Origin of the sequence: Streptacidiphilus cavernicola (assembly GCF_042510955.1) — a bacterium.
Lineage (GTDB): Bacteria > Actinomycetota > Actinomycetes > Streptomycetales > Streptomycetaceae > Streptacidiphilus > Streptacidiphilus cavernicola.
Genome location: NZ_JBHFAB010000011.1, coordinates 202,444 through 213,044, shown reverse-complemented (window position 1 = coordinate 213,044; position 10,601 = coordinate 202,444). Strand labels below are relative to the sequence as shown.

14 protein-coding genes are annotated in these 10,601 nt (G+C 72.9%); 6 read left to right on the top strand and 8 right to left on the bottom strand.

What is annotated here, in order from left to right:
* Nucleotides 1-90 precede the first annotated feature (90 nt).
* Nucleotides 91-333, bottom strand: a complete 243-nt coding sequence (locus ACEZDE_RS17150; RefSeq protein WP_380537138.1) for a chaplin — start codon at nucleotides 331-333, stop codon at nucleotides 91-93.
* 276 nt (nucleotides 334-609) lie between these two features.
* Between ACEZDE_RS17150 and ACEZDE_RS17145 the strand changes: the two genes are divergently transcribed.
* The 3 genes from ACEZDE_RS17145 to ACEZDE_RS17135 all read left to right on the top strand — a co-directional run bounded on the left by ACEZDE_RS17145 (nucleotide 610) and on the right by ACEZDE_RS17135 (nucleotide 1,617).
* Complete coding sequence (locus tag ACEZDE_RS17145; RefSeq protein ID WP_380537148.1) at nucleotides 610-840, top strand: chaplin; 231 nt, start codon at nucleotides 610-612, stop codon at nucleotides 838-840.
* A 33-nt stretch (nucleotides 841-873) separates the two neighbouring features.
* Entirely contained in the window at nucleotides 874-1,125 is a 252-nt protein-coding gene (locus ACEZDE_RS17140; RefSeq protein WP_380537137.1) for a chaplin, read from the top strand.
* 105 nt (nucleotides 1,126-1,230) lie between these two features.
* Nucleotides 1,231-1,617 (top strand): hypothetical protein, encoded by a 387-nt coding sequence (locus ACEZDE_RS17135; protein ID WP_380537136.1) that lies wholly within the window; start codon nucleotides 1,231-1,233, stop codon nucleotides 1,615-1,617.
* A gap of 89 nt (nucleotides 1,618-1,706) precedes the next feature.
* On the opposite strand, the gene ACEZDE_RS17130 is transcribed toward ACEZDE_RS17135, so the two are convergent.
* Entirely contained in the window at nucleotides 1,707-2,294 is a 588-nt protein-coding gene (locus ACEZDE_RS17130; RefSeq protein WP_380537135.1) for a hypothetical protein, read from the bottom strand.
* A gap of 325 nt (nucleotides 2,295-2,619) precedes the next feature.
* Here ACEZDE_RS17130 and ACEZDE_RS17125 point away from each other — a divergent pair, with 325 nt between their 5' ends.
* The 3 genes from ACEZDE_RS17125 to ACEZDE_RS17115 are packed head-to-tail and all read left to right on the top strand — an operon-like array spanning nucleotide 2,620 to nucleotide 3,733.
* Nucleotides 2,620-2,958, top strand: a complete 339-nt coding sequence (locus ACEZDE_RS17125) for a rodlet layer protein (protein ID WP_380537134.1) — start codon at nucleotides 2,620-2,622, stop codon at nucleotides 2,956-2,958.
* Nucleotides 2,959-3,008: 50 nt separating this feature from the next.
* The gene (locus tag ACEZDE_RS17120; RefSeq protein ID WP_380537133.1) at nucleotides 3,009-3,347 is read left to right on the top strand and encodes a rodlet layer protein; all 339 of its coding nucleotides are present in this window, start codon (nucleotides 3,009-3,011) and stop codon (nucleotides 3,345-3,347) included.
* Nucleotides 3,348-3,394: 47 nt separating this feature from the next.
* The gene (locus ACEZDE_RS17115; RefSeq protein WP_380537132.1) at nucleotides 3,395-3,733 is read left to right on the top strand and encodes a rodlet layer protein; all 339 of its coding nucleotides are present in this window, start codon (nucleotides 3,395-3,397) and stop codon (nucleotides 3,731-3,733) included.
* 84 nt (nucleotides 3,734-3,817) lie between these two features.
* Here the strand turns inward: ACEZDE_RS17115 and hemB are convergent, their stop codons facing one another.
* From hemB to ACEZDE_RS17085, 6 genes are all read right to left on the bottom strand, one after another.
* The gene (hemB, locus tag ACEZDE_RS17110) at nucleotides 3,818-4,801 is read right to left on the bottom strand and encodes a porphobilinogen synthase (RefSeq protein ID WP_380537131.1); all 984 of its coding nucleotides are present in this window, start codon (nucleotides 4,799-4,801) and stop codon (nucleotides 3,818-3,820) included.
* A gap of 130 nt (nucleotides 4,802-4,931) precedes the next feature.
* Entirely contained in the window at nucleotides 4,932-6,611 is a 1,680-nt protein-coding gene (locus tag ACEZDE_RS17105; protein WP_380537130.1) for a bifunctional uroporphyrinogen-III C-methyltransferase/uroporphyrinogen-III synthase, read from the bottom strand.
* Nucleotides 6,608-7,633, bottom strand: a complete 1,026-nt coding sequence (gene hemC / locus ACEZDE_RS17100; protein ID WP_380537129.1) for a hydroxymethylbilane synthase — start codon at nucleotides 7,631-7,633, stop codon at nucleotides 6,608-6,610. Before hemC ends, ACEZDE_RS17105 begins: the two co-directional genes overlap by 4 nt.
* Nucleotides 7,634-7,812: 179 nt before the next feature.
* Nucleotides 7,813-9,150: a glutamyl-tRNA reductase gene (locus tag ACEZDE_RS17095; RefSeq protein ID WP_380537128.1), complete on the bottom strand. Its 1,338-nt coding sequence runs from the start codon at nucleotides 9,148-9,150 to the stop codon at nucleotides 7,813-7,815.
* Nucleotides 9,147-9,974: a redox-sensing transcriptional repressor Rex gene (locus ACEZDE_RS17090; protein WP_380537127.1), complete on the bottom strand. Its 828-nt coding sequence runs from the start codon at nucleotides 9,972-9,974 to the stop codon at nucleotides 9,147-9,149. The genes ACEZDE_RS17095 and ACEZDE_RS17090 overlap by 4 nt, the downstream gene beginning before the upstream one ends.
* 343 nt (nucleotides 9,975-10,317) lie before the next feature.
* Entirely contained in the window at nucleotides 10,318-10,593 is a 276-nt protein-coding gene (locus tag ACEZDE_RS17085; RefSeq protein WP_380537126.1) for a glutaredoxin family protein, read from the bottom strand.
* Between the last annotated feature and the right edge of the window lie 8 nt (nucleotides 10,594-10,601).

Genomic DNA, 10,601 nt, shown 5'->3' with positions numbered 1-10,601 from the left:
AGCAGGCAAGCAGCACAGCACGCACAAGGAACGGGCGGTCTTTCACCTGAGGTGAACGACCGCCCGTTCCGGTGGAACCAGGAGGAGCGCTCAGCCGGCGTTGCTGGCGGAGTTGCCGAAGGCCGGGTTCAGCAGGCCGATCACGTTGGCGCTGACGCCGGAGACGTTCACCGGGACGTGCACCGGGACCTGGACGGCGTTGCCCGAGGCGACACCGGGCGAGTGGGTGGCGGCGCCGCCGGCGTGCGAGCTGGCGAAGGCGGCACCGGCGCCACCCGTGATGACACCGGCCGCGGCGGCGGTGACGAGAGCTCCCTTGACGACGTTCTTCATTATCGCTACTCCATCAAATTGTTCTGCAACGGCGGCGCCGCAACAGGAAACGGACACAGCGTCAACGCGCTTGACCGGCCGACGGGTTCGGGTGCGGCCGTGAGTTCACCTGAATGCATGATTTTCACTACCGGACGCCCGCGGGCGAACAACAGAGCGATCGGCTACTCGGGTGGTTGTTTCCCGCAGCGCGTATCCCCGGACCCTGCGGGCTCGTTCGCCCTGTGTCCGATCCGTAGGGGACGGACGGAAAACAAAGGATCTTCCATGAACAAGATGAAGAACGCCCTGGTTCTCTCCGCCGTCGCGGCCGGCCTGGCCCTGACCGGCGCCGGCGCCGCGTCCGCCGACGCCGGTGCGACCGGTGTCGCGGCCGGTTCCCCCGGTTTCCTGTCCGGCAACCTGATCCAGGTCCCGGTCCACGTTCCGGTGAACGTCTGTGGCAACACGGTCAACGTGATCGCTCTGCTCAACCCGGCCTTCGGCAACACCTGCGTCAACAGCTGACGCAGTTCCTCGCGTTGTACTAGGGAGACTCTCATGCAGAACATCAAGAAGGCCGCGGTCGTCTCGCTGGCCGTCTTCGGCTCCGTGCTCGCCGCCGCCGGCTCCGCCGCCGCGGACAGCAGCGCCGCCGGTGTGGCCGCCCACTCCCCCGGCGTGCTCTCCGGCAACCTGGTCCAGGTCCCGGTGCACGTCCCGGTGAACCTCTGCGGTGACAGCGTCAACGTCATCGGCGCGCTGAACCCGGCCTTCGGCAACACCTGCGTCAACGAGCCCGACAACTGCTGAACCCCCGGCACCACCGGCCAGGTCGCCCCTCGACGCATCCGCATCGAGGGGCTTCCTCGCTCCCTCCCCCACCCGCTCCCCCCTCCCGCGAACAAGGGAACCCTCATGGCCGCTGCACCCCTGTCGAAAGGCCTCGCCGCCGGCGCCCTGCTGCTGCTGGGCGTGCTGGCGGGCCAACCCGCCGCCTGGGCGGCCGAGCCGGCCGCCACCGGAACCACACCGGAGGCCCAGCTCCAGCAACCGGAACTGGGCCCGGCGCTGTCCGGCCTCACCGGCGCCACCTCGCACGCGGTGACCCCGGTCAAGACCCTGCGCCTGGACCCGATGGCGGACTCCTCCGCCGACCCGCTGTCGAACGCCGTGGCGCTCCAGCCGGACCGGCCCGGCGACGTGCCGGTGTCCACCGCGCTGGCCACCGACTCGCTCAGCCACGGCGGCGGCCTGGACAGCCTCCCGCTGGTCGGCCCGCTGTCCTCGGTGCTGCCCGGCTGAGATCCGACCGCACACGACGAGGGCCCGGCGACGACCGCTGCAGCGGTCGGCCGGGCCCTCCGGTGTTACGGCCTCCGTGCCGGGGCCGGCTACTGGTTGGACAGGTCCTGCGCGGTGGCGGTGGTGGTCGCCAGGAACTCCGACACGGTACGGGTCAGCGGACGGTTGGTGGTGCGCTGGTCCAGGGTGATGTACCCGGTCGGCGACGACTCGACCCGCGGCGTGGTGAGCGCGGGCGCCAGCCGGTCCAGGTCGATCTGCGGCTCGGCCTGCGGGTCCTGCTTCGACCAGATGACCGGGTGGCCCAGCGTCGCGGCCACGCCCCTCGCGTCCACCGGTGCGGACGGCAGCGTGGCCGCCAAGCCGTCCTCCCGCACCGCGCCGTCCCCGCCGACCAGCGGCGCGACCAGGCTGAGGTCCGGCGAGCGGTCGGCCGCGGTGAGCGGCGGCACCAGCGGGTCGGGCAGCAGGCTGTCGCCGGCCGAGCCGGTCGTGTCCGGCGGGACGATCGGCAGGCCCGGCATCGAGCCGTGCAGCCCGGCCGGCGAGGCGTCCCCGGTGACCGACTGCACCGCGCCGCTCAGCGGCAGGTCGAACGGCACCCGGGTGGCGGCCGCGGCCTGCTCGGCGGCCGTCGCCTGAGCCGGCGTCAGCGCCACCGCCTCGGCGGACTGCACGGCGGCCCCCACGCCGGCGCACGCGGTAAGGGCCACCACTGCTGCCCGCACACTGAAATTCATATCTTTCCCATTCGCTCGGGCGCCACTGGCTGAGATACCTGACGTTCTGCGTGAACGATCCAGGAGACAAAAGAATGCGCCGGGTCACCTGATTGCCGCACCGAAACCCGGCCGCGTACACGGAACGGGTGAATCTCCGCGCGGAGCTTTCCAGAAAGGTGACTCCGCCCGCACGCATTCGTTAGGACCTGAGAGCAGCAGCTCGCCCGGTGCCCTGCTCGCATCGACAATCCGCGATCCCCACCGACAAGAAGGACGTCCCATGCTCAAGAAGGCCCTTGCCGCCACCACCCTCGCCGCCGCCGCGCTGGCGATGGCCGCCGGCTCCGCTTCCGCCCTCGGCGACTCGGACGGCTCCTCGACCTCCCTCCAGGGCGCCGGCGGCACCAACACCACCGGGACCTGGGGCGACAACAGCCCCAACTTCCACTTCCTGGACAACCCGAACATCTGCCTGCCGGAGATCCACCACGTGCAGGTCGGCCTCGTGCCGGTCCAGGCGGACGTCCCGGTCGGCAACCAGCAGCTGCACCAGACCTGCAACGTCGGCCAGGCCACCCAGGGCAACGGTGACGGCGCGCTGTCCCACCTCATCGGCTGAGACCGTCCCACCCCTGTCCGACCAGTAACGCCACAAGGAGCACCACCACCATGCTGAAGAAGGCAATCGCCGCCAGCACCCTGGCCGCCGCCGCGCTGGCGATGGCCGCCGGATCCGCCTCGGCGATCGGCGACTCGGACGGTTCCGCCAACTCCCTGCAGGGCATGGGCGGCACCAACACCACCGGGACCTGGGGCGACAACAGCCCCAACTTCCACTTCCTGGACAACCCGAACATCTGCCTGCCGGAGATCCACCACGTGCAGGTCGGCCTCGTGCCGGTCCAGGTCGACGTCCCGGTCGCCAACCAGCAGTCGCACCAGACCTGCAACGTCGGCCAGGCCACCCAGAACACCGGTGACGGCGCGCTGTCCCACCTCGTCGGCTGACGAACCCCCCTTCCCCACCCCCCGCACCACTCCAGAGGAGTAACACCATGCTGAAGAAGGCTCTTGCCGCCAGCTCCCTCGCCGCGGCCGCGCTGGCCATGGCCGCCGGTTCCGCTTCGGCGATCGGCAACGCGGACGGTTCCGCCACTTCCCTCCAGGGCCCCGGCGGCACCAACACCACCGGCACCTGGGGCAGCAACAGCCCCAACTTCCACACCCTGGACAACCCGAACATCTGCCTGCCCGAGGTCCACCACGTCCAGGTCGGCCTCGTGCCGGTCCAGGCCGACGTGCCGATCCTCAACCAGCAGCAGCACCAGATCTGCAACGTGGGCCAGACCACCCAGGGCAACGGCGACGGCGCGCTGTCGCACCTGATCGGCTGAAAACCCGCACAGCGAAGCGGCCGGCACCGGGAGAGGCGGATCCCGGTACCGGCCGCTTTCGCATGCCCGGCGTATGACGGCCGGTCAGCCGCGCAGCAGACCGGCGGCCTCGACCGCCCAGTAGGTGAGCACCTGGTTCGCGCCGGCCCTGCGGATCGAAGTGAGCGTCTCCATGATGGCCCGCTCCCGGTCGATCCAGCCGTTCGCCGCCGCGGCCTCGACCATGGCGTACTCGCCGGACACCTGGTAGGCGGCCACCGGCACCGGGCTGGCGTCGGCGACCTGGCGCAGCACGTCCAGGTAGGCCATGGCCGGCTTGACCATCACCAGGTCGGCGCCCTCGGCCAGGTCCAACTCCAGCTCCCGCAGCGCCTCGCGGGCGTTCGCCGGGTCCTGCTGGTAGCTCTTGCGGTCGCCCCGCAGGGACGACCCGACGGCCTCCCGGAACGGCCCGTAGAAGGCCGAGGCGTACTTGGCGGTGTAGGCGAGGACGGCGGTGTCCTGGTACCCGGCCGCGTCCAGCGCGTCGCGGACGACCGCGATCTGACCGTCCATCATCCCGGACGGGCCGACCATGTGGACGCCCGCCTCGGCCTGCACCACGGCCATCTCGGCGTAGCGCAGCAGCGTGGCGTCGTTGTCCACCGAGCCGTCGGCGGCGAGGACGCCGCAGTGGCCGTGGTCGGTGTACTCGTCCAGGCAGAGGTCCGACATGATCACCAGCTGGTCGCCGACCTCGGCCACCACGTCCCTGATCGCCTGCTGCAGGATGCCGTCCGGGTTGGTGCCCTCGGAGCCGGTCGCGTCCTGGAGCACCGGGACGCCGTAGATCATCAGCCCGCCGACGCCCGCCGCGGCAGCCTCGGCGGCGGCCTTCTTCAGGGTGTCCCTGGTGTGCTGGACCACTCCCGGCATGGCGCTGATCGGCACCGGCGCGGTGATGCCCTCCCGCACGAACACCGGCAGGATCAGCTCCGCCGGGTGCAGCCGGGTCTCGGCGACCAGGCGCCGCACGGCCGGAGTGGTCCGGAGCCGACGCGGCCGAACCACCGGGATCTGAACGTCCATCACACTCTCCTGCCTTGAGTTGCTACCACCTTAGGGGCGCGGGGAACTGCGCGCGCAACCGTCACGGAGGTGCATGGTTGGCAGCGCAGTTCCCCGCGCCCCCAGGTGGTTGCCTGGTTGCGCGACTGCCTCAGCGGGCCTTGCGCCGTGAGCCGGGGCGCCGTTCGCTGGGGCGGTAGACCTGTTCCCCGGCCTGGGTCGCCGCGTCACGGCGGGCCGCGCCGAAGTCCGCGAGGGCCTCGGCGAGTGCGGCGACCGACGGGGCGGGGGCGAGCACGTCCACCCGGAGCCCGTGCTCCTCCGCGGTCTTCGCCGTCGCCGGGCCGATGCAGGCGATCACGGTCACGTTGTGCGGCTTGCCGGCGATGCCGACCAGGTTGCGCACGGTCGAGGACGAGGTGAAGATCACCGCGTCGAAGCCGCCGCCCTTGATCGCCTCCCGGGTCTCGGCCGGTGGCGGCGAGGCGCGGACGGTCCGGTAGGCCGTCACGTCGTCGACCTCCCAGCCGAGTTCGACCAGTCCGGCGACCAGGGTCTCGGTGGCGATGTCGGCCCGCGGCAGCAGCACCCGGTCGATCGGGTCGAATACCGGGTCGTACAGCGGCCAGTCCTCCAGCAGTCCGGCCGCGGACTGCTCGCCGGTCGGCACCAGGTCCGGCTTGACGCCGAAGTCGACCAGGGCCTGCGAGGTGGTCTCGCCGACCGCGGCGACCTTGATCCCGGCGAAGGCGCGGGCGTCGAGCCCGTACTCCTCGAACTTCTCCCGGACCGCCTTGACCGCGTTCACCGAGGTGAACGCGATCCACTCGTAACGGCCGGTCACCAGGCCCTTGATGGCCCGCTCCATCTGCTGCGGGGTGCGCGGCGGCTCGACCGCGATGGTCGGCACCTCGGACGGCACCGCGCCGTACGAGCGGAGCTGCTCGGACAGCGCCCCGGCCTGGTCCTTGGTGCGCGGCACCAGGACGTTCCAGCCGAACAGCGGCTTGGTCTCGAACCACGACAGCGTCGGACGGCTGCTGACCTGCTCGCCGACGACGGCTATCACGCTGCTGGCCGGGTTGACCGGCGCCGAGACCGGCGAGGGCAGCACCCGGGCCGCCTTCAGCTCGGCGGCCAGGGTGGCCAGAGTGGCGGTGTAGGTGCGCTGCCGGGTGGTGGTGCCCTCCAGGGTGACCGAGACCGGGGTGTCCGGCTTCCGGCCGGAGGCGACCAGCGCGGTCGCCGAGAGCGGCAGCGAGCCGAGCCGGGTGCGGACCACCAGGGTGGCGTCGCAGCCGCCCAGGTTGGACCAGTCGTAGGCGTCCGGCGCGCAGTGCGAGGCGTCCACGAAGCGCACGTCGGCGCCCGCCCCGGCCCGCAGCGGCACACCCGCGTAGGCGGGCACCCCGACCGACTGGGCCACCCCGGGCACCACCTGGAACGGGATGCCCGCCTGCGCGCAGGCCAGCATCTCCTCGGCGGCGCGGCTGTCGAGGCCGGGGTCGCCGTCCACGGTGCGGACCACCTGCCGTCCGGCCCGGACCGCGGGGAGGAGCAGGGTGATCGCCGCGGCGGCGTCGGCGGGGCCGCCGTCGAGGGCGAGGCCCTCGACGCCCGGCTGGGCGTCGTGCAGCTCCACCCCGGCCGGGCAGTGCAGCCGGACGGCGGCGGCCGTGAGCGGGTCGGCGACCAGGACGTCCGCGGCCGACAGCACCTCCACCGCGCGCAGCGTGAGCAGGCCCGGATCGCCGGGCCCCGCGCCGAGGAAGGTGACCTGCCCGGCCGGGCGCGGGCCCGCCGGGACGACTGCATGCTTAGTGGGGCTCACTGGACTCGCTCCCCCATCAGGCCGGCCGCGCCCGCGGCGAGCATCCGGGCCGCCAGCTCGCGGCCCAGGGCCGCTGCTGCCTGCTCGGACGCCGCCTCGGGCCCGAAGGCGCCGGTAACGGACAACTGCACGACGGACGAACCGTCAACGGTGCCGACCAGTGCTCCCAGGTGGAGAGCGGTGTCGGCGTCAGCACTGCTGCCGTCAGCACGGCGCTGTACTGCGGCTAGGGCGCCCACGGGGGCGGAGCAGCCGGCTTCCAGCGCGGCCAGCAGGGCGCGCTCGGCGGCGACCGCGGCCCGGGTGGCCGGGTGGTCCAGCAGGCCCAGGGCGGCGATCAGTCCGGCGTCGTCGGACCGGCACTCCAGCGCCAGCGCCCCTTGGCCGGGGGCGGGCAGCATCAGGGTGCGGTCCAGGATCTCGGTCGCCTCGTCGAGCCGGCCGAGCCGGCTCAGTCCGGCGGCGGCCAGCACCACGGCGTCCAGCTCACCGGCCCGGACGTAGCCGATCCGGGTGTCGACGTTGCCGCGGATCGGCACCGTCTCGATCCGGACTCCGGCCGCCGCGGCCCAGGCGTTGAGCTGGGCCGCCCGCCGGGGCGAGCCGGTGCCGATCCTGGCCGGGGTGTCCGCGCATTTGGCAGCCAGCTCGTCCAGGCTGAGCCCGTCCCTGGCGACCAGCGCGTCCCTCGGGTCCTCGCGGAGCGGGACCGCGGCGAGCGCGAGCCCGTCCGGGGCCGCGGTCGGCAGGTCCTTGAGGGAGTGCACGGCGAAGTCGATCGAGCCGTCGAGCAGGGCGTCGCGCAGGGCCGAGACGAAGACCCCGGTGCCGCCGATCTGCGCCAGCTGCTCGCGCGAGGTGTCGCCGTGGGTGGTGATCTCGACCAGCTCGACCGGACGGCCGGTGGCCGCCGTGACCGCCGCGGCGACCTGGCCGGACTGGGCCTTGGCCAGAGCGCTGCGGCGGGTGCCGAGGCGCAGCGGGGGGCCGCTCGGGTGCTGGGTGGTGGATGGGCCGCTCATGACATGACTACTCGGTTCCCGGTGGTGCTCGGTGTGGGTGTTCGGTGTGCCGCGGCGCGGCTCCGTCGGGCCCCCGCCGACGGGGCCGTCCGCGGCCACTGCTAGCGTGCTGGGCAGGCCTCCGCACGGGCCCGCCGGTTCGGTCCGCGGGCGTGCGCCGTCCCGCTGGTGACGGTTCGTCATGCCAGGTCACCCCGCAGCTGCACGGGTACCGGGGCGGACACGGGTGCGCCGACCACGGCGCGGACCGCGGCCGGGTCGAGGTCGAACAGTTCGCGCAGCGCCTCGGCGTAGGAGGCCCCGCCCGGTTCCCCGGCCAGCTGCTTGACCCGCACGGTCGGCGAGTGCAGCAGCTTGTCGACCACCCGGCGTACGGTCTGCGCCAGTTCGGCGCGGGCCCGCGGGTCCAGCTCGGGGAGGCGTCCGTCCAGCCGCTCCAGCTCGGTGCTGACCACCTCGGAGGCCATCGCCCGCAGCGCGACCACGGTCGGGGTGATCGCGGCGGCGCGCTGGGCCGCGCCGAAGGCGTCGACCTCGGTGCCGACGATCCGCCGGACCGCGTCCACGTCCCGGGCGCCGGCCTCGGTGGCCTGGGCGGCCTCGGCCAGCGTCTCCAGGTCGACCAGGTGCACGCCGTCCAGGGTGTGCACGGCGGTGTCCACGTCGCGCGGCATGGCCAGGTCGAGCACGCCGAGCAGGGAGCCGGGGGCCCGCTTGGCGACGGCGGCGGCAATCTCGTCCGCGCCGAGGACCACTCCGGCCGCGCCGGTGCAGGAGACCACCAGGTCGGTCTCGGCCATGGCCAGGGCCACGTCCGCGAACGGGACCACCCGGGCGTCCAGGGTCTCCGCCAGTCGGACGGCTCGCTCGTGCGTCCGGTTGGCGATGACCAGTTCGACCACGCCTGCCCGAGCCAGCGTCGCCGCCGCCAGCGAGCTCATCGAGCCCGCGCCGACGACCAGCGCCCGCTTGCCCTCGACCGGACCGGTGCGGTCGGCGATCCGCTCCAGGCCGAAGGTGACCAGCGACTGCCCGGCCTTGTCGATGTCGGTCTCGCTGTGCGCCCGCTTGCCGACCCGCAGCGCCTGCTGGAACAGCTCGTTCAGGCCGCGGCCCGCGGTGTGCTGCTCCTGCGCCAGGCCCAGCGCGTCCCGCAGCTGGCCGAGGATCTGCCCCTCGCCGACCACCATCGAGTCCAGGCCGCAGGCCACCGAGAACAGGTGGTGCACCGCGCGGTCCTCGTAGTGGACGTAGAGGTGCGCGGTCAGCTCCTCCAGGTCGACCCCGCTGTGCTCGGCCAGCAGCACCGACAGGTCGGCCACCCCGGCGTGGAACTTGTCCACGTCGGCGTACAGCTCGATCCGGTTGCAGGTGGCGACCAGCGCGGCCTCGCCGACCGGGGCCGCCGCCGCGGCGGCGTGCAGCAGCCGTCGCGGGGAGTCGCCGGTCAGCGCGGCCCGCTCCAACAGGCCCACCGGCGCGGTGCGGTGGCTGAGGCCCAGTACCAGAAGGCTCATGCCTCCGCCTCGCTTCCCAGGGTCGTGCTGGTGCTCGTACCGCGGGCCCGGGAGACCGCGCGGGCCGCCGCCGCGGCGACCGCCTTGGCGCCGGAGCCGGGGCGGGAGACCACCGGGTCCTCCTGCGGCTGCTCCTCACCGGACTTGCGCTGCTCGTGGAAGGCCAGGATCTGCAGCTCTATCGACAGGTCGACCTTGCGGACGTCCACCCCCTCCGGCACCTGGAGCACGGTGGGGGCGAAGTTGAGGATGCTGGTCACCCCGGCCGCGACCAGCCGGTCGCAGACCTGCTGGGCGGCGCCGGGCGGGGTGGTGATCACGCCGATCGAGACGTGCTCGGACCGGATGATCTCCTCCAGCTCGTCCATGTGCCGCACCGGCAGCCCGGCCGCGGTCTGCCCGGCCAGCGCCGGGTCGGCGTCCAGCAGCGCCGCCACCCGGAAGCCCCGGGACGCGAAGCCGCCGTAGTTGGCCAGCGCGTGGCCCAGGTTCCCGATGCCGACGATCACGACCGGCCAGTCCTGGGTCAGCCCCAGCTCGCGGGAGATCTGGTAGACGAGGTACTCGACGTCGTAGCCGACCCCGCGGGTCCCGTAGGAGCCCAGGTAGGAGAAGTCCTTGCGCAGCTTCGCGGAGTTGACCCCGGCCGCCGCCGCCAGTTCCTCCGAGGAGACGGTCGGCACCGACCGCTCGGACAGCGCGGTCAGCGCGCGCAGGTACAGCGGCAGCCGCGCGACCGTCGCGTCGGGGATACCCCGCACCCGGGTGCGCCGGGGGGCGCCTCCTGGGGACGGAGAGGCTGGGGTGGTACGTCCAGTTGCCACGGTGCTCCTGAGGGTGCTCCAACTTTGGAAGCTGGGCTGCGAACGCCAGGCTATGCGTTTGTGAACGTGTGCACAAAGATGGTGTCCGGTTTGTCCCCGCTGAGTGACGCGCATCACGGCGAAGTCCCCGGGCGCGGCGGTCGGGCTGGGCACGCTCTCCACTCCTCAGGGTTTCCAGGGTCCGGCGCCACTCAGGCCCGGACCGCCCCCCTCGGCACAAACGTCTCGATGGTAAGCGCACAAACGGCGCCGCCCGCCGACAGATGACCCAACCATGGGCCGATCGTCACCGCATCGTGCCCTGCCGGAGCGGCCGGGGCGGCCAGCGGCGGCCGACGGCCGTCTAGGCCAGTGCCTTCCGCAGCCGGGCCTCGTCCACCCGCCAGAAGTCGTGCTGCTTCCCGTCGATGAGGGTCACCGGGATCTGCTCCCAGTACTTCCGGTAGAGCTCCGGGTCCTCGCTGATGCTCAACTCCTCCCAGCGGAAGCCGAGCTCCCCGGCCAGCCGCTCGACCACCGCCCGCGCGTCCGCGCAGAGATGGCAGTCGGGCTTGCCGATCAGGGTGATCAGCCGCTCGGAGGGGTCCTTCTTCGGCTCACGGCGCAGCAGAGGGGTCACACCCCCAT